The 18812-nt window shown below is 57.9% G+C and carries 17 protein-coding genes; 13 read left to right on the forward strand and 4 right to left on the reverse strand.

The window, feature by feature from the left end; all coding sequences use genetic code 11:
• Positions 1-5: 5 nt before the first annotated feature.
• Entirely contained in the window at positions 6-1472 is a 1467-nt protein-coding gene (locus NQH49_RS21380; RefSeq protein WP_256698748.1) for a pyridoxal phosphate-dependent decarboxylase family protein, read from the forward strand.
• An 88-nt stretch (positions 1473-1560) separates the two neighbouring features.
• Here NQH49_RS21380 and NQH49_RS21385 read toward each other — a convergent pair whose 3' ends face one another.
• Positions 1561-2532, reverse strand: coding sequence for a LysR family transcriptional regulator (locus NQH49_RS21385; RefSeq protein ID WP_256698749.1), 972 nt, complete (start codon positions 2530-2532; stop codon positions 1561-1563).
• 97 nt (positions 2533-2629) lie between these two features.
• Between NQH49_RS21385 and NQH49_RS21390 the strand changes: the two genes are divergently transcribed.
• The gene (locus NQH49_RS21390; RefSeq protein ID WP_256698750.1) at positions 2630-3493 is read left to right on the forward strand and encodes an aldo/keto reductase family oxidoreductase; all 864 of its coding nucleotides are present in this window, start codon (positions 2630-2632) and stop codon (positions 3491-3493) included.
• An 80-nt stretch (positions 3494-3573) separates the two neighbouring features.
• Here NQH49_RS21390 and pdxR read toward each other — a convergent pair whose 3' ends face one another.
• Positions 3574-5058 (reverse strand): MocR-like pyridoxine biosynthesis transcription factor PdxR, encoded by a 1485-nt coding sequence (gene pdxR, locus NQH49_RS21395; protein WP_256698751.1) that lies wholly within the window; start codon positions 5056-5058, stop codon positions 3574-3576.
• 109 nt (positions 5059-5167) lie between these two features.
• Between pdxR and gabT the strand changes: the two genes are divergently transcribed.
• Positions 5168-6430: a 4-aminobutyrate--2-oxoglutarate transaminase gene (gene gabT, locus NQH49_RS21400; protein ID WP_256698752.1), complete on the forward strand. Its 1263-nt coding sequence runs from the start codon at positions 5168-5170 to the stop codon at positions 6428-6430.
• 94 nt (positions 6431-6524) lie between these two features.
• Positions 6525-7919: a GABA permease gene (gene gabP, locus NQH49_RS21405; RefSeq protein ID WP_256698753.1), complete on the forward strand. Its 1395-nt coding sequence runs from the start codon at positions 6525-6527 to the stop codon at positions 7917-7919.
• A gap of 32 nt (positions 7920-7951) precedes the next feature.
• Here gabP and NQH49_RS21410 read toward each other — a convergent pair whose 3' ends face one another.
• Positions 7952-8278 carry a hypothetical protein gene (locus NQH49_RS21410; RefSeq protein ID WP_256698754.1) on the reverse strand — a complete coding sequence of 109 codons (327 nt, stop codon included), beginning with the start codon at positions 8276-8278 and terminating at the stop codon, positions 7952-7954.
• Positions 8279-8463: 185 nt separating this feature from the next.
• Between NQH49_RS21410 and NQH49_RS21415 the strand changes: the two genes are divergently transcribed.
• Entirely contained in the window at positions 8464-9798 is a 1335-nt protein-coding gene (locus NQH49_RS21415; protein WP_256699139.1) for a glycoside hydrolase family 10-like protein, read from the forward strand.
• 333 nt (positions 9799-10131) lie between these two features.
• Here the strand turns inward: NQH49_RS21415 and NQH49_RS21420 are convergent, their stop codons facing one another.
• Positions 10132-11052, reverse strand: a complete 921-nt coding sequence (locus tag NQH49_RS21420) for a LysR family transcriptional regulator (protein WP_256698755.1) — start codon at positions 11050-11052, stop codon at positions 10132-10134.
• A 144-nt stretch (positions 11053-11196) separates the two neighbouring features.
• On the opposite strand from NQH49_RS21420, the gene NQH49_RS21425 reads away from it, so the two are divergent.
• The 8 genes from NQH49_RS21425 (at position 11197) to NQH49_RS21460 (ending at position 18764) form a co-directional block, all read left to right on the forward strand.
• Positions 11197-12144: a PDR/VanB family oxidoreductase gene (locus tag NQH49_RS21425; protein ID WP_256698756.1), complete on the forward strand. Its 948-nt coding sequence runs from the start codon at positions 11197-11199 to the stop codon at positions 12142-12144.
• Positions 12141-13340, forward strand: coding sequence for an amidohydrolase family protein (locus NQH49_RS21430; RefSeq protein WP_256698757.1), 1200 nt, complete (start codon positions 12141-12143; stop codon positions 13338-13340). Before NQH49_RS21425 ends, NQH49_RS21430 begins: the two co-directional genes overlap by 4 nt.
• Positions 13330-13785, forward strand: a complete 456-nt coding sequence (locus NQH49_RS21435) for a RidA family protein (protein ID WP_256699141.1) — start codon at positions 13330-13332, stop codon at positions 13783-13785. Before NQH49_RS21430 ends, NQH49_RS21435 begins: the two co-directional genes overlap by 11 nt.
• Positions 13786-13799: 14 nt before the next feature.
• Positions 13800-14678: a creatininase family protein gene (locus tag NQH49_RS21440; protein ID WP_256698758.1), complete on the forward strand. Its 879-nt coding sequence runs from the start codon at positions 13800-13802 to the stop codon at positions 14676-14678.
• Between the two features lie 9 nt (positions 14679-14687).
• Complete coding sequence (locus NQH49_RS21445; RefSeq protein WP_256698759.1) at positions 14688-15659, forward strand: ABC transporter substrate-binding protein; 972 nt, start codon at positions 14688-14690, stop codon at positions 15657-15659.
• Positions 15656-16489: an ABC transporter ATP-binding protein gene (locus tag NQH49_RS21450; protein ID WP_008110747.1), complete on the forward strand. Its 834-nt coding sequence runs from the start codon at positions 15656-15658 to the stop codon at positions 16487-16489. The genes NQH49_RS21445 and NQH49_RS21450 overlap by 4 nt, the downstream gene beginning before the upstream one ends.
• Complete coding sequence (locus tag NQH49_RS21455) at positions 16486-17286, forward strand: ABC transporter permease (RefSeq protein WP_101761439.1); 801 nt, start codon at positions 16486-16488, stop codon at positions 17284-17286. The genes NQH49_RS21450 and NQH49_RS21455 overlap by 4 nt, the downstream gene beginning before the upstream one ends.
• 89 nt (positions 17287-17375) lie before the next feature.
• Positions 17376-18764: an FAD-binding oxidoreductase gene (locus NQH49_RS21460; protein WP_256698760.1), complete on the forward strand. Its 1389-nt coding sequence runs from the start codon at positions 17376-17378 to the stop codon at positions 18762-18764.
• The last annotated feature ends 48 nt before the right edge of the window (positions 18765-18812 follow it).

Raw genomic sequence — 18812 nt, forward strand, 5'->3', positions numbered from 1 at the left:
AGTAAATGTCTGAAGTAAACCCGATTCTGGCCGCCTCTGCACAGAGCATTGAGGCGTACCAGCAGGCGATTGCCCAGAGCAGCGCCGCGGTTGTGCAGTGGCTGCAACAGCCTGAGATGTATCAAGGCAAAACCGTTGCCGAACTGCGCGAGCGTATCACGCTCGACTTCAATCCAAACGGCCTGGGTAACCAGGCCGCGATTGAACGCGCGATTGAATATTTCCTGAAAGACAGTCTTTCAGTGCATCACCCACAATGTGTGGCGCATCTGCATTGCCCTAGCCTGGTAGTAAGCCAGGCAGCAGAAGTGCTGATCAACGCCACCAACCAGAGTATGGATTCGTGGGATCAGAGCCCTTCTGCCACCATCATTGAGATCAAACTGATCGAATGGCTACGTGCGCAAGTGGGTTATCCGGCCGGCGACGCAGGTGTGTTCACCAGCGGCGGCACCCAGAGCAACCTGATGGGCCTGATGCTGGCGCGCGATGCCTTCTATCAGCGCCAGGGCCACTCGGTGCAGCAGCACGGTATCACCGGCGATCTGCGTAAGATCAAAGTGCTGTGCTCTGAAAACGCGCACTTCTCCGTACAGAAGAACATGGCGCTGCTTGGCCACGGCTATCAATCTGTGGTGCAGGTGAAGTCTGATGAGTTCGCCCGTATGGATGTGTCAGACCTGAAAGCCAAACTGGCGCAGGCCGAAGCCAACGGGGAACAGATCCTGGCGATCGTTGCGACCGCCGGTACCACCGATGCCGGTGCTATCGATCCGCTGCGTGAAATTGCCGATATCGCTGCCGAGCACAACATCTGGGTACACGTTGATGCAGCCTGGGGCGGCGCGCTGTTGCTGTCCGAGAAGTATCGCGACTACCTTGATGGTCTGGAGCGGGTGGATTCCGTCACGCTGGACTTCCACAAGCAGTATTTCCAGACCATCAGCTGCGGTGCGTTCCTGCTGAAAGATGAGCGTCATTACGAGCTGATGCGCTATCAGGCGGCTTATCTGAACTCTGAGTTTGACGAAGAGGCCGGCGTACCGAATCTGGTTTCCAAATCACTGCAGACCACGCGTCGTTTCGATGCATTAAAACTGTGGATGGGCCTGGAAGCGCTGGGTCAGAAACAGTACGCGGCGATCATCGATCACGGCGTGACGCTGGCGCAGGAAGTGGCGAAGTTTGTCACCTCTGAACCGCGCCTCGAGCTGGTAATGCAGCCTCAGCTGGCGAGCGTGCTGTTCCGCTATCGTCCAGAGCAACTGACCGATACCGCTCAGATTGCCCTGTTCAACCAGCGCATCGGCGATGCGCTGCTGGATTCAGGCCGTGCCAACGTCGGCGTGACCGAGAATCAGGGCGTGACTTGCCTGAAGCTGACCTTGCTGAACCCAACCGTGACGCTGGAAGATGTTAAAGTCCTTCTGGCGCTGGTTGAGAAAACCGCCAATCAGCTGCTGAGCGTGTAAACACCTGTGTTGCGGAAAAGCCGATAACTGGCAGCGGTTGTCGGCTTTTTTTATTGGCTTTTGAGGGTGGTCGTCATGAATGACGACCCTACAACAGCAGGCAACATGAGCTCATATGGTCAAACCCACGCGATGAATCGCCGCGTTGCGCCTCTGCGCTTGAATTTAACTCACGCACATAATCCAGAAACGCCTGCAGCGGTGCCGGAATTAACCGACGATCGTTGTAGTAGAGCCACAGGCCGGAGAAGCTTTGCCACCAATCCGGCAGAATCGGTTGCAGACTGCCATCACTCAGCGGCGTTTTGATCCAATCCTCGAAAAGATAAACCACGCCGCAGCCAGCAATCGCGGCCTCCACCGTGAGATCCATCGCCGCGCCGATACTGCAAATCAGCGGACCTTTCGGCTGCAAACGCACGGTTTCTTCGCCGCAGGTGAATTCCCATTCGGCAATCACACCCGTCGCATAGCGCCCGTGCAAACAGCGATGCCGCACCAGGTCGCGCGGATGCTGCGGCGTGCCGAACTGCGCCAGATACGCTGGAGATGCCGCCAACGCAAAGCGCTGGGTACGCGGGCCGATCGGCAGCGCCACCATATCTTGCTCCAGATGATCGTCGTAACGAATGCCAGCATCACAGCTATCGCGGAACACGTCCTGCACATTACTTTCCGCCACCACTTCGAGCTGGATATCGGGATAGCGCTGCAGAAATCCCGGCACAATCGCCGGTAACACGATGCGCGCGGCGCTCACCGGCACGTTCAAGCGCAAGGTGCCGCCCGGCGTATCGCGGAACGTATTCAGCGCATCCAGCGCCGCATCCACTTCATTCATCGCCGGAAGCAGGCGCGACATCAGTGCCCTGCCGGCTTCGGTTAACGCCACGGTGCGCGTGGTGCGATTAAACAGCCGCACGCCGAGCTGCTCTTCAGCGCGCCGCACCGCATCACTTAAACGCGACGGATTGCTGCCGGTGATACGCGCCGCCTCGCGAAAACCACCCGCTTTTGCCACCGCCACCACCGCGTGCAGTAGCGCGATATCCAATGCCATTGTTCGCCATTCCGTACAGTGTGTCCCGATTTGTACGGATAGTTGCACAGCACTTTGGCGATTACAATCTAACCACACACTGACGAAGGAGCTTTCCATGTCTCATCCAGCATTGACTTACACCCTTGGCGATCGCCAGGTTGCACGACTCGGTTACGGTGCCATGCAGTTAGCCGGTCCCGGCGTGTTTGGTCCGCCGAAAGACGAAGCGCGTGCTTTGCAGGTGCTGCGCGATGCCGTCGCGGCAGGCGTGAATCACATTGATACCAGTGACTTCTATGGTCCGCACATTACCAATCAGCTGATCAAGAAGGCGCTTCATCCTTACACCGACGATCTGGTAATCGTCACCAAACTGGGCGCGCGTCGTGACGAGAAAGGCGGCTGGTTACCGGCGTTTACACCAGAAGCGTTGACGCAAGCAGTGGAAGATAACCTGCGTAATCTCGGACTGGATGTGATGGAAGTGGTGAATCTGCGTTCGATGTTGGACGTGCATGGGCCGAAGGAAGGTTCGCTGGAGCCGCAGGTTGAGGCGATGATCAAGCTGAAAGAGCGCGGGCTGATTCGTCATATTGGTCTGAGCAACGTTACCGCCAAACAGGTGGCCGATGCCCAGGCGATGACGCCGATCGCCTGCGTGCAGAACCTCTACAATCTGGCCAATCGCCAGGATGAGGCCTTGGTTGATCAGTTGGCAGCACAAGGCATTCCTTACGTGCCGTTCTTCCCGCTCGGCGGTTTTTCACCGCTACAATCGGATCGGCTCAGCGAGGTGGCAAAAGAACTGAACGCCACGCCACTGCAGGTGGCGCTGGCCTGGCTGCTGCAGCGTTCGCCTAACATTTTGCTGATTCCGGGCACCTCATCGCCGGAGCACCTGAAGCAGAACATGGCGAGTGCCGAGGTGAAACTTACGCCTGAAGTTTTGCAGCGTTTGGATAGCATCGCGCAGCCATAAGTTGACCAGGTCGCCATAAATGGCGACCCTACGAAGACGATGCGGCCGTTGTAGGGTCGCCATTTATGGCGACCTCCGCTTCAAATTATCCCCATCTCCGCCAAACACCCTTTCAAGGTACCAAACGCATCCTGACACTGCCGCTCATCGACGCAGGCAAAACCCAGCAGCAACCCGCGCCGCTCCTGCGGATGCATATAATATTGCGACAGCGGCCGCACCTTCACGCCGCGCCTCAGCGCCAGCGCGGCGACCGCCACATCGTCACAGCCGGTTGGCAAATTCATCACCAAATGCAATCCCGCCTCGTGATTCACCACCGGCAAAAAAGCAGCCCCTAAATAACGCTCAATCAGGCTAACCATAAAGCGCCGCCGCTGACTATAGAGCTTACGCATGCGGCGAATGTGCGACATGTAATGCCCTTTCTGGATGAACTCCGCCAGCGCACGCTGCACCAGCAAATGGCCGCCGCGATACAGTTCCGCCGCCGCCACACGCAGCGGCTGCGCCAGCGCTTTTGGCACCACCAGATAACCGAGGCGCAGCGCCGGATAGAGCGTCTTGCTAAAAGTGCCCATATAAATTACCGGCGCATCCGGCTCGAAGCCTTGCAGTGAGGGAAATGGCTGGCCGGAGAAGCGAAACTCGCTGTCGTAATCATCTTCCACCAGCCAGGTTTTGTGTTTGCGCGCCAGATCGAGCAGTTGCTTGCGGCGTTCCAGGCTGAGATGCACGCCCAGCGGATATTGGTGTGACGGTGTCACGAAAATCATCTTCGGTGCGCGACTGCGTGGCGGCAAATCGGGAATTAAACCATGCTCATCCACCGCAATGGCATTGATTTTCAAGCCATTAATGCGCAGCAGATTGCGCGTACCCCAATAACCGGGCTCTTCGATCCACACCTGATCGCCAGGATCGCACAGCACGCGTGAAACCAAATCCACCGCCTGATGAATCCCTTCGGTGATGATGATTTGATTGGCATCGGCACGCACCGAACGCGCCACGCTGAGATACTCCGCCAGCGCGGCGCGCAGCTGCGGACAGCCGCCGTTGCTGCTGTAGATCAGCCGTTCAATATCCGGTTCACGATTCAAACGCGCCTGGATCTGGCTGAAAAGTTTATGCGGGAACTGCGTGACATCCGGCGCGCCAGGCACAAAAGCGCCCCACTGATACGGCGAGGCATTGGCATGGCCGAGCAGCGAGGCGCCGCGTTTAGAAATCGCCGCCGGTTTCGCGGTCAACGCTTCGACAGTTGCTTCATTGCGCGGTGTGTTAAGCGATCCTTCCGGCAAGTTTTCTGCAATCCAGGTGCCGCTGCCGGTGCGCGCCGTGACGTAGCCTTGCGCCATCAAATTCTCGTACACATTTAACACCGTATTTCGCGACACCGACAGCTCACGCGCCAAATCGCGCGTGGCGGGCAAGCGCGTGGCACGCGGAAAAATGCCTTCAGCGATAGCGGCTTGCATACAGCTCAGCAAACGCTGCTGCAATGTTCCTTCCGGCATAAACTGCATGCGCTCTAATACATGATCGGCGTACAAACTTCGCAATTGGCTCCCCTCTTTTCACTGAAAGTGGCTCTGGCAAGATAGCGCAGCGCAGGCATAAATAAGCGTGTTTATCGTGATTTGTAAAGACGCTTATCGCTAAGGAAAGGTTATGGAAGGTAAAAACAGCCAGTTGCAGCAACGTAAAGATGATGCCCTGCCACGCGGCACCGGCAATCTTTGTCAGTGGTATGTCGAGCACGCGGAGAACGCCACGCTGCGCGATGGTGAAGGTAACAGCTGGATCGATTTCGCCGGCGGCATCGCGGTGCTGAACACCGGTCACCGCCATCCGCGCATCGTGCAGGCGATTGCCGATCAGTTAGCGAAATTTACCCATACCGCATTCCAGGTGACGCCGTACGAGAGCTATGTGGCGCTGGCTGAACGCCTCAATCGCGTGGTACCAATTGCCGGTAAAGCCAAAACTGCTTTCTTCTCCACCGGCGCAGAAGCGGTCGAAAACGCGGTGAAAGTGGCACGGGCGGCGACGCGCCGTCACGGCATCATCACCTTCGGCAACTCTTTCCACGGTCGTACTTTTATGACCATGGCGATGACCGGCAAAGTGGCACCTTACAAACGCGACTTCGGCCCGATGCCCGCGTCGGTTTGGCACGCGCGCTATCCCAACAGCGTGACCGGCATCAGCGTTGATGATGCGCTATCCAGTTTGCAGGACATCTTCACTCAGGACATCGCACCACAGGATGTTGCCGCTATTGTGCTGGAGCCGATTCAGGGCGAAGGCGGCTTCCACGTCGCGCCGCCTGAATTCTTCAACCGTCTGCGTGCGCTAGCCGATGAGCACGGCATTCTGCTGATTGCCGATGAGGTGCAAACCGGCTTTGCCCGTACCGGCAAGCTGTTTGCGATGGATCACTATGCGGTGAAACCGGATCTCATCACCATGGCGAAAAGCCTCGCGGGCGGCATGCCGTTATCGGCGGTCAGCGGCCGCGCCGAGATTATGGATGCGCCAGGTCCGGGTGGATTGGGCGGTACTTACGCCGGTAACCCGCTGGCGATTGCCTCAGCGCATGCGGTGCTGGACGTGATCGCCGACGAGAAGCTGTGTGAACGCTCTGCACAACTCGGCGCGCAGTTAACCGACTTCCTGCACAGCGCGCGCAGTCAGTGCTCCTCCATCACCGATATCCGCGGCCTTGGCTCGATGATCGCGGTGGAGTTTGCCAGCGCGCAAACCGCGCAAACTATCCAGCAACAGGCGATGGCGCGTGGGCTGCTGCTGCTCACCTGCGGCCCGCAGGGCAATGTCATCCGCTTCCTCTATCCGCTCACCATTCCTGATGCACAGTTCGGTCAGGCGCTGGAAATCCTCAGCAGCGTGCTGAGTCAACACGCCGATTCGTAACACGCTACCCAGCCCGTGCGGCGGGCTGGGCTTCTCACCTGTTGTAACCCGGTTGCGCATGGCGCGGCCTGAGAGACGCTTTGGAGAAATATTGATGAGTTCACAGAATGCCGATGTACTGGCGCAAGGCCTGAAGCCACGTCATGTGCGGATGTTATCGATTGGTGGCGTGATTGGTGCCGGATTGTTTGTTGGTTCAGGCCATGCGATCGCCGAAGCCGGTCCGGCGGTATTGCTGGCCTACATCGCTGCGGGCGCGTTGGTGGTGCTGATTATGCGCATGCTGGCGGAAATGGCGGTGGCATCGCCGGATTCCGGCTCTTTCTCCACTTACGCCGACAAATCGCTCGGCCGCTGGGCTGGCTTCACCATCGGCTGGCTGTACTGGTGGTTCTGGGTATTAGTGATCCCGCTGGAAGCCAACGCCGCTGGCACCATCCTGCATTCATGGTTTCCGCAGGTTCCTGTATGGGAATATACGCTGGCGATCACTTCATTTCTGACCATCAGCAACTTGTTCAGCGTGAAAAATTATGGCGAGTTTGAATTCTGGTTCGCCCTGCTGAAAGTGGTGGCGATTGTGGCATTCCTCTGCGCGGGTAGTTTGGCGGTGTTCGGATTGATGCCGGGCAGCAGCACGCAAGGGATTTCACATCTGTATGACACGCAAGGCTTTATGCCGAATGGCATTGGCGCGGTGCTGGCCGCCATCCTGACCACCATGTTCTCGTTTATGGGCACCGAGATCGTCACCATCGCCGCCGCTGAATCGCGCGAGCCGAAGAAGCAAATTACCCAGGCGACCAACTCGGTGATCTGGCGTATTGCGCTGTTCTATCTGCTGTCGATTTTCATTGTGGTGGCGCTGGTGCCGTGGAATACGCCGTCGCTGATGAAAGCCGGTTCTTACCAGACGGCGATGCAGATGATGAACGTGCCGTACGCGAAGCAGATTGTTGATGTGGTGGTGTTGATTGCGGTGTGTAGCTGCCTCAATTCCGCGCTGTATACCGCATCCCGCATGATCTACTCGCTGTCGCGCCGTGAAGATGCGCCTGCCATCGCATCGCGCACCACCCGCAGCGGCACGCCGTGGGTCGCGGTACTGCTTTCTACGGCGGCCGCCTTCCTCGCGGTGATCGCCAACTATCTGGCGCCAAGCGCGGTGTTTGAGTTCCTGCTGGCCAGTTCCGGTGCCATCGCGCTGCTGGTGTATCTGGTGATCGCCGCGTCTCATCTGGTGCTGCGCAAAAAGCGCGAAGCGCGCGGCGAAATCCTCAGCTATCGCATGTGGCTGTTCCCTGGCCTGACGTGGGCGACGATGGTGTTCATTGTCGGCGTGTTGATTGCCATGCTGTTTAACCAACAACACCGTCCAGAGATTATCGCCACCGGCCTGTTGACGCTGGGTGTGGTCGCCGCCAGCCGTATTGTGCAGCGCAAACGCGTGGCGCGGAAAAACGAGGAGATGGTGGCGTTACGTTCGTAACGCATGACTTCCAGGCAAGGATGCCGCGGAACTCAGTCGTACTGCACGTCGATGCTGATGGCTTCTTCCAGCACGTTGAGGTTAATCGCGCATTTGCGCCACACCGGCAAACCGTTGGTCATGTTGTTATCCACGAAGTACTGCTGAAAATCCTTCAGCGCCTCCGAGAGATCGCCAATCGCGCGCGCATCGGGTTCAAACCAATCCGGTTCACCGTTTTCATCGATGTAATCGAACTGAAACTGCCCGCCGTCATCGTCCGCAAACAGTTCAGCCTGAACGATCAATTCCCGCGCACCTTCGGGGCCACAGCTAAAGATGATCTGGCCGACACGGCGATAAAGGTCTTCGTATTGCATAGGTTTTGGGTTCCTCAATGGTGTTTGGTGGCGGTCGACATAAATGGCGACCCTACGTGAACGCGAATGTCTTTGTAGGGTCGCCATTCATGGCGACCTGCAGTTTCTCGATTATATTGACTTTAGTTCGCATGATAAGAGAATGAGGCTCTTCGAACAGAAAGTTGCAAAAAAGGGAGTTTACCATAGCCTGTTCACATCGTTTTCCCTGGGTTAACACCTACAAAAAATCCGCTGCGCTGATTGCCGTTGCCGTCGCCCTCTCTCTTGCCAGTTGCTCCTCGCCGCCGCCAAAATCGTTGGTCACGCCGTTGCCGACGGTGACCAAACCGCCAATGCCCACCAAACCAGCGCTGAGCAAAGAGCCGGTGCGCGGCGTGTGGCTAACCACCGTTTCACGCCTCGACTGGCCGCCGATCAATTCAGTCAATGCCAGCCCGGCCAACCGCATCCACCAGCAGCAACAGGCGTTGACCGACAAGCTGGATAAACTGAAAAGCCTCGGCATCAATACCGTGTTTTTCCAGGTGAAGCCGGATGGCACCGCGCTGTGGCGTTCCAGCATCTTGCCGTGGTCAGATATGCTCACTGGCAAGATTGGCGAAGATCCCGGCTACGATCCGTTGAAGTTCATGCTGGATGAGGCGCACAAACGCGGCATGAAGGTGCACGCGTGGTTCAACCCTTATCGCGTCTCAACCAACGTCAAACCGTCCACGGTTAACGCGCTGAATAATACGCTTTCGCTGCAACCGGCCAGCGTATTTGTGCTGCATCGTGACTGGATTCGTACCGCCAGCGACCGTTTTGTACTCGATCCCGGCATTCCCGCCGCGCGTGACTGGATCACCAGCATCGTTGCGGAAGTGGTGTCGCACTATCCAATCGACGGCGTGCAGTTCGATGACTATTTCTACACCGAAACGCCCGGTTCAGCTCTCAATGACAACGCCACGTTCCGCCAGTATGGTCAGGGTTTTGCCTCAAAAGCCGACTGGCGCCGCAACAATACGCTGCTGTTAATTGAGCAGGTGTCACGCACCATCAAGCAGTTGAACCCGAACGTGGAATTTGGCGTTAGCCCGGCGGGCGTATGGCGCAATTTGTCGCATGATGCGGCGGGTTCCGACACGCGCGGCGCGGCCGCCTACGACGAAGCCTATGCCGATACACGTCGCTGGGTGCAAATGGGACTGCTGGATTATATCGCGCCACAGCTTTACTGGCCGTTTGCGCGCCAGGCCGCACGCTACGACGTGTTAGCCAACTGGTGGGCGGACGTGGTGAAGCCGACGCATACACGGCTCTATATCGGTGTGGCGCTATACAAAATCGGCGAAGCGTCGAAAAGCGAACCTGACTGGACGGTGAATGGCGGCGTGCCGGAGTTGAAAAAGCAGCTCGATCTCAACGAGTCAGTACCGCAAATTAACGGCACCATTTTGTTCCGCGAGAATTACCTGAATCAGCCACAAACTCAGGATGCGGTGAATTATTTACGCAGCCGTTGGGGCGATTAACATTATCGTAGGGTCGCCATTCAAGGCGTAATGCTTGTCAGTTAAGCCAACGAAGAGTGCGCAGGCTGGCGCGTCTGCTGCGGCAAAAGGGCAATTCGCAGCGCTGAGGCTTTTACGTTGTGCCAGGAGCCTCACGCATGGATGCGTGAGGCAGTTCGGGGCCGGCCAGGACGGCCGATCCGCGAACGGTCCGTTGGCACGACGTGAAAGCCGAAGGTACCGCGCTAGCGGCGCGAGGACGGCCCGTGACGCAGCAGATGTGTCAGAGCCCTCACTAGTTTAAAGCAACATGCTTTCTTAACTGGTCGGCATTACGCCATTCATGGCGACCGATTACGCCAGCAGCTCCTCACTCTGCATCAGCGCAAAAAACGACTCCAGCTCGCGCAGCATCATCGAAGCGGCGATCGAAAGCTGGCGCTGCGGCGCAACACACAGCGACAGAGTAAACGGCTTCAGCACCGTATCGATCAGCGGGATAAACTTCAGTTCGCCGCGCCGATACTCATCGACGATATCCAGCCAGCACATCAGGCTAATTCCCACGTCATCGCGCACCAGCGAACGCAACATATGAATGTTATTGGTGCGCGCCACTTCATTGATCTTAATGCCCGAACTGTTGATCAGCGCCTCCAGTGGATCGGCCAGCATCAGCGGCGCGGCGGGCACGATAAACGGCCAGGATTCGCAGTGGCTAAAGCGGATCGACTCCAGCTGGGCCAGCGGATGCTGGCTGCTCACCACAATACCCAGACGTAAATCGGCAAATGACTTCACCAGCAGCTCGCGTGAACTCTGCGGATTGAGCATGATGCCGAAATCCGCATCGCCCGACGTCAACGCATTGGCGATGTGGATATTGCTCATGGTGGTCAGCGTGAAGGAGATGCCGGGATAGTCGCTGCGAATGCGTTGCAGGATCGAAGAGAAGAAACCGCGATTAATCGCATCGATGGTGGCGATATGCACATGACCGTGGCGCAATCCGCGTAAATCATCCAACTGTGTGCAGACGCGGCCAAAATCCCGCTGCCAGTTTTTGGCCGCATTCAGCAGGATCTCACCCGCTGCGGTCATACGTAATCCTGATGGATGGCGCTCGAACAGCGGCATATCCAGCTGTTCTTCGACGCGCAGGATCTGCCGATCAATCGACGATGCCGAGACATGCAGCACCTCAGAAGCCTTACGCAGCGAACCCTGGCGGGCCACTTCAGTGAAATAGAGCAGAAATCGGGAGAAGGCGAACATATGGGGGTGCTCTCTTTTTTGCAACGCATCATGCGAATTAAACAGATGGACGCTTACACAAGGGCAAAATAATAATCGCTGCCATGATAAAAACAAGGGTTTGCGCGGCCTCGCAGCCGACGACATCCCTGCTCAGGCAGAAAGATGATGAAATCCAATTCTCTCGCCGTCACCGTTATCGCAAAGCAGTTCAACGGTGCAGGCAATGTATCATTGACGCTGGCGAGTCGCAGCGGGCAGCCGCTGCCCGCCTTCACGCCGGGGGCGCATATTGATGTACTTATTCCCGACGGCGGCAAACGCCAGTATTCACTCTGCTCTGCGCCAGCCGATCATTATGAAATCTGCGTGCGTCTGGATCTGCGTTCAACCGGCGGATCGCGCTGGCTGCACAACGAGCTGACAGTCGGCGATGAATTACAGATTTCCGCCCCGCGCAACCACTTCCCGCTGCCACAGGCGCCGCGCACGCTACTGTTTGCCGCCGGTATCGGTTTGACGCCGCTGTTGGTGATGGCCGAAACGCTGGCCGCGCGTCAGGCGGATTTCACCCTGCACCTTTACCTGAAACGCGCCGACGAGCTGGCTTTCAGCCCACGCCTGAGCAAACTCGGCGCTCGCGTCGTCATTCACTACAGCAGCGAAGGCGATAGCCTTCGTCAGCGCGTTCCCGACGATCTCACCCAGCCAGAGAACGCGGCGTTAGTGTTCTGCGGTCCGGTAGGCTTTATGGATCATCTGCAGCAGCTCGCGTTTCAATTCGGCTGGGCGGAAGCACAGTTGCACAGCGAGCGCTTCCAACCCAAAACGACGGTGACGGCGGGCGGTGCGTTCGAGGTGGAGATCGCCTCCTCCGGCGCACGCTTTGCCGTGGGCGCGCAACAAACTATCGCTGAAGTGCTTGAGAATGCAGGACTCGAATTACCGCTTTCCTGCGAGCAAGGTATGTGTGGTTCCTGTATCACCGGCGTACTGGCAGGCGAACCGGATCACCGCGATGAGGTGCTGAGTAAGCAAGAGCGTGCCGCCAATAATTGCATCGTATTGTGCTGCTCGCGCGCCCATTCTCCGCTGCTGGTACTGGATCTATGAGCGGCTATGCGGGTGCGACCGGCGCACGTTTACCCCGCTGGCTGCTGCCAGAAAACTGGCCTGAAACGAGTAATCAACCGCAGCTGGCGACCTTACATTTCCACGCCGCAGGCCTGCAATTCGAACCCGACAGCGCAGCAGCACCCGCTGATTATCTGCCGCTTAACGGCGCGCTGGTGCTACCCGCGTTTATCGAGCCGCACGCGCATCTGGATAAAACTTTCACTATCCAGCGCAGCCCGGCGCAACAGCCTGGTTTGCTGGCAGCGATTGCCGCCATGCATCAGGACCGCGCGCACTGGAACGCCGAGGATTTACAGCAGCGCGCCAGCCAGGCGCTGCGCTGGGCGGTGGACGCCGGGGTTGGTTTGCTGCGCACCCACATCGACTGGTTCTCTATCGATGCACCGTTAGCGTGGCAAGTGATTGGCGACTTGCACCATCCGCTGTGCAGCATCGAGCGCGTGGCCCTCGCGCCACTCACCTTTTTCGCCGATGCCAGCGATGCGCAGCATATCGCTGCGCAGGTCGCGACCAGCGGTCCCGGCGCGCTGTTAGGCGGTTTTATTCACAGCAGCAACTGGGATGCGCAGGCGTTTCAGCATCTGATGCAGGCCGCCGAACTGTGGCAGCTGGATATCGATCTGCATATTGATGAAGAACTTCACGTTGAGGCGCAGGGATTACGCTGGCTGGCGCACTATTTGCAGCAGCATCCGTTTAGCGGTGCCATCACCTGTAGCCACAGCTGTGCGCTGTCGCAGCAGGACGATGCGGAACAGATTCTGGCCGTGCTGGCGCAGCACAATGTGACGTTGATTGCGCTGCCGCTCACCAACCTGCTGCTGCAGGATGCGGTGCCCGGCCGCACGCCGCGTCTGCGCGGGTTAACGCTGGTGAAAGAGGCGCAGGCACTTGGCATTCCGCTGCTGCTCGGCGCTGATAACGTGCAGGACGCGTTCTGCCCGTTTGGCAGTTACGACCCGCTCGATACGCTGTTTAGCGGTTTGCTAAGCCTGCAACTGGGCGCGCCATTTGATCGGGCCTCGGCGCTGATCTGCCAACGCCGCGCGCTGCTGGCCAATGATTTAGTGGTTTTTCCGCATGCCGATGTGGCGAGCTGGCCGTTGCGTCAACGTCAGCGCTATCGGCTGAAAATGGGTGTGCGTTATGGAGAAACAACAGATGGCGCTTGATGCAGGAGCGGGACAACCGCTGGCGAAATATGCCGCGTGGCGACGCGCGGGCGACTTCATTTTCCTCTCCGGCATTATTCCGGTGAACCCGCAAACCGCCACCATTGTGCGCGGCTATGACGACATTCCCGCTGCGGCACAACAACTGCTTGGCCGCACCGGCGAGTTCTCCACCGACATTAAAGAGGGGCCGATTCTGGCGCAGAGCTGGTACGTGCTGGAGAGCATCCGCACCACCATCGAAAGCGCCGGCGGTCAGATGAGCGATGTCTTCAAACTGGTGCAGTACTTCCGCAACCTCGACCATTTTCCCCATTACAGCCGGGTGCGTAAGCAATTTTTCCCCGATGCGCCGCCGGTTTCCACCGTGGTGCAGGTCAGCGAATTGCTGCCTAGTCCGGACGTCTTAATTGAAGTTGAAGCCACGGCGTGGTTGCCGCAATAACACGAGGAGTTGAAATGTTGCATGGTTATATTCCGGCAAACCGCTTTTTGCCGTACCTGAGCTGGACCGACATCGCCACGCTGGAAAATAAAGCCAACACGGTGATTGTGTTACCGACCGGCGCGATTGAGCAGCACGGCCCGCATCTGCCGTGTGCGGTGGATAGCGTGATCTCCTCCGGCGTGGTCGGCCATGCGCTGGCGCGCTTACCTGCAGCGATCCCCGCTTACGCCATCCCGCCGATCACCTACGGTAAATCGGATGAGCACCTGCATTTTCCCGGTACGCTGACGCTCACCGGCGAAACTTTGCTGCACACCATTCTGGAGATTGGCGAATCACTTTATCGCGCTGGTTTCCGCAAATTCCTGATGGTTAACGGCCACGGTGGCCAGCCGCAACCGTTGCAGATGGCGGCGCGCGAACTGCGTCTGCGTCACGGCGACATGATCATCATCATGCAAGACACTTTCAAAGTGCCGAACTGCGCTGAAAGCTTTATGGATGACAAAGAGCGGCAGATGGCGATGCACGCGGGACATGCGGAAACTGCGCTGATGCTGGCGCTCGCGCCCGATACCGTCCAAATGGACAAAGCCGTTGCCAACTATCCGCCAGAATTCCCCTGCCCGACGCTATCGACCAACAAACCGATGGCAGCGTGGGCATCCTACGATTTCGGTCCAAGCGGCGTGATTGGCGATCCTTTGCCGTCTACGCCCGAGCAAGGCGCAGCGATCCTCGATTCGCTGGCAGAAAGCTGGGCGCAGGTGATCACCGAAGTGCATCAGATGACGTGGGTAACGCGCGCCGAACCGGCGTGGGGCACCGGCCAGTGGCAAGGCAAAGTATTAGATCACAACGACGCAGCCGCCTTTTTAACACCTCGCTAGGGAATAACGATGAAAAAAACATTGAGCACTGTGGCCGCGCTTGCGCTGGCACTCTCGGCCCCGAGCATGGCGGCGGAGAAATTCACCTTTATGACCAACTGGTATGCGCAGGCCGAACATGGCGGTTTCTACCAGGCGCAGGCGCAGAATCTCTATCGCGATGCCGGCCTCGACGTCACCATCAAGATGGGCGGTCCGCAGGTGCATACCATGCAGCTGATGGCGGCCGGTCAGGCCGACTGCATCATCAGCGATAACATGCAGGCGCTGGAAATCTGGCAGCAAGGCGTTGAAGCGATGCCGGTTGCCACTACCTTCCAGCACTCAGCGATTGCCTTTCTCACTCATCCGGATGTGAAAAATCAGGCCGATTTGCAGGGCAAAACCTTCCTGCTGGCAGCAGAAGCTTACACCTCATATTGGCCGTGGGCGCAGAGCGCGCTGAACCTGAAAAATGCCCGCGTGCGGCCTTACACTTTCAGCATTCAGCCATTCCTCGCCGATAAAAATCTGGTGCAGCAAGGCTACATCACCTCCGAACCGTTTGCGGTGCAGAAAGCCAATGCGCAGGCCAATGTCTATCCGATCAGCGATTGGGGCTATCCGCCGTACGGCAACAGCATCGTTTGCATGAAATCGACCATTGAGAAACGTCCGGCAGCGGTGGCGGCGTTTGTGAAGGCATCGATGCAGGGCTGGAAAAACTATTTGCAGGATCCGAGTGCGGGCAACGTGCTGATCAAGAAAGAGAATCCGCAGATGAGCGATGAACAGATCGCCTTCGGCATCGCGCAGATGAAGAAATACCAGATGCTGACCGGCGGCGATGCGCAAACCGGCGGCATCGGCATCATGACCGAAGCGCGCCTCAAGCAAACCTGGCAGCTGCTGGTCGATACCAAGCTGATCGATCCCGCTAAAGTGCCGTTTGACGGCAGCTACACGCTTAAATTCATTCAAGACGTCAAGGTTCTGCCATGAATACAGCCAGCCATCTGACGCTGCTGCATCCCGATGCGCAAGCGGTGCCGCGTTCTGCGGCGCCACCGGCGATTGAGGTGCTATCAGCGGAAAAAATCTATCCCAATGGCACGCGCGCACTGCTGCCGGTCGATCTCACTATCCGTCAGGGCGAATTTGTCTCGCTGCTCGGCCCGTCCGGCTGCGGCAAAAGCACCTTGCTGAAAATGATCGCCGGACTGATTGAGCCCACCGATGGCAAGTTGATGCTGTTTCGCCGCGATCGGCGGGAAAATCAACGCGATCTGCCGCTGTCGTTTGTATTTCAGGAAGCAACGTTGATGCCGTGGAGCAACGTGCACAAAAACGTGCGTCTGCCGCTCGATTTGGCGGGCGTGCCGCGTGCGGAAGCGGACACCCGCGTGCGCGAAATCCTTGAGCTGGTCGGCCTCGGCCAGTTTGGTCACGTGTTGCCGCGCGAGCTTTCTGGTGGCATGCAGATGCGCGTATCCATTGCGCGCGGCCTGGTCACGCGCCCGAAAGTGCTGCTGATGGATGAGCCGTTTGGCGCGCTGGATGAAATCACCCGCAACAAGCTGGACAGCGATCTGCTTGATTTGTGGCAGGAGCAGAAGCTGACGGTGGTGTTTGTCACCCACTCGATTCAGGAAGCGGTATTCCTTTCGCAGCGCGTGATCATGATGGCGGCTCGCCCCGGACGCGTGGTGGATGACATTCGCATTGAAACGGCGTTGCCGCGCGACGATGAGTTCCGCGTCAGCCAGGATTTCACGCACTATGCGCAACAGCTACAACGCGGCCTGTTGGCGGCCAGCAAGGAGAGTCAATGATGAAACCGTTAGCGAGCCATCGGCAATTTCAGCAGTGGCTGTTCCCCGCCATCGTCGCAGTCGCCATGCTGCTGTTGTGGCAGTTTCTGGTCACCACCTTCAAGGTGCCGGTGTTTCTGGTGCCGTCGCCGTTAGTGGTGGCACAAAGTCTGGTGCAGAACTTCCCAACGCTGTTTATGTCGTTGCTCTACACGCTGAAAATCACCGTGATTTCCTTCGCGGTAGCGATTGTCATCGGCTCGATTGTGGCGTTTCTGCTGGTGCAAAATCGCTTCATTGAAACCGCCCTTTTTCCCTACATCGTGTTCCTGCAGGTGACGCCAATTGTCGCCATCGCGCCGTTGATCATCATCTGGGTGAAAGACACCACGCTGTCGCTGGTGGTGTGTGCCACTTTGATGGCGGTCTTTCCAATCATTTCCAATACCACACAAGGATTGCGTAGCGTGTCGCCCGGATTGCTGAGCTACTTCCGCCTCAATCACGCATCGCGCATGCAGATTCTGCTGCGCCTGCGTATTCCCTCGGCGCTGCCGTACTTCTTCGGCGCGCTGCGCATCTCCAGTGGCTTGTCGCTGATTGGCGCAGTGGTGGCAGAGTTTGTCGCCGGCACCGGCGGCACCGATACCGGGCTGGCATACCAGATTTTGCAGGCCGGTTATCAGCTCAATATCCCGCTGATGTTCGCCGCGCTGCTGCTGATTTCACTGGCCGGTTTTCTGCTGTTCGCGCTGATGTCGTGGCTGACGCGCCGCGTGCTGGCGGCGTGGCATGAGAGTGAATTAAGCCCCAGCTGACGTGTAGGGTCGCCATTCATGGCGACCTTCTTACCAGGTCGCCATGAATGGCGACCCTACGGAACCCTCTTTTACCACAGGAAATAAACATGTCTGATTCTGATCGCCAGTCTGCACTGGCGGCGCTGGTCGCGGCGTTGCCTGAACTTGACTGGATTAAAGAAGCGCCGAAGGTCAAACGTCTGTCGCGCGATTTCCACTGGTTCAGCCCGGTACTGAAACCGCAGCTGGAAGAGAAGTTTGCCGAGCTAGCGGTGCGTCCGCGTGATGAGCAGGAGCTGGCGCTGATCGTCGCGGCCTGCACGAAACAGCGCGTGCCGCTCAATCTGCGCGGCGGCGGCACCGGCAATTACGGGCAGCTGATTCCGCTGCACGGCGGATTGATGGTCGATATGACGCGCCTTAACGCGGTGACCGCCGTCGGCCACGGCACGGTGCGTGCGCAGGCGGGTATTCGGCTCGGCGATCTGGAAGCGCATACGCGTCCACTTGGCTGGGAGCTGCGCTGCATGCCCTCCACCTGGAAAGTGGCGACGCTTGGCGGTCTGTTTGGCGGCGGATTTGGCGGCGTGGGCTCCATCAATTACGGTCCGCTGGCCGCGCCGGGCAATGTGTTGTCGGTGCGGCTGATGACCATGGAAGAGACGCCGCGCATTATCACCCTGCAAGCGCCGGATGCGCTGCTGCTGCATCACGCGTACGGCAGCAATGGCATCGTGCTGGAGATTGAACTGGCGCTGGCACCGCGCCACGACTGGATCGAACGTCTCGACACTTTCAACGACTTCCCTACGGCGATGGCCTTTGCCGATGCGCTGGCCCGTTCGCCGGGCATGGTGAAGCGCCAAATCGCCGTGTTCGCCGCGCCGGTGCTTGATTACTTCAGCGATCTGGCCGATGCCGATGTGGCGGGCAAACATGGGGTGATTTCCGTGGTGGGCAGCGAAAGCGACGGGCTGTTACCTGCGCTGCTGAGCCAGCATGCGGGCCGCAATGCGCTGCATTTTGCCGCAGGGGAAAATAGCGGGCATTCGCTGATTGAATATTGCTGGAATCACACCACGCTGCAGGCGCTGAAAATCGATAAGACGCTAACTTACCTGCAAACTGCTTACACGACGGATAACTATTTGCAGCAGGCGTTAACGCTGGAAGCGCAATTATCCGATGAGGTGATGTCGCACATTGAATTCTTACGCGATATGAACGGCAGCATTACCTGTAGCGGTTTACAGCTGGTGCGTTATCAGGACGAAGATCGCCTCAACGCGATTATGGCTACTTACCGCACGAATGGCGTGAATATTAATAATCCACATGTGATTCATATTGAAGATGGCAAACAGGGCATGGTGCGTGCTGATGTGGTGGCGATGAAACGCGCCTGTGATCCCCACAATTTATTAAATCCCGGCAAATTGCGCGGCTGGGAAGTACGCGATACGTTGCCGGATGTGCATATCCCTGGCGTCAATTAACCACGTAGATTTTATTATTGTCGAGCCAGCAACCTCGATTGCTGGCTC

The organism is Pantoea trifolii, from assembly GCF_024506435.1.
Classification (GTDB): Bacteria; Pseudomonadota; Gammaproteobacteria; order Enterobacterales; family Enterobacteriaceae; genus Pantoea; species Pantoea trifolii.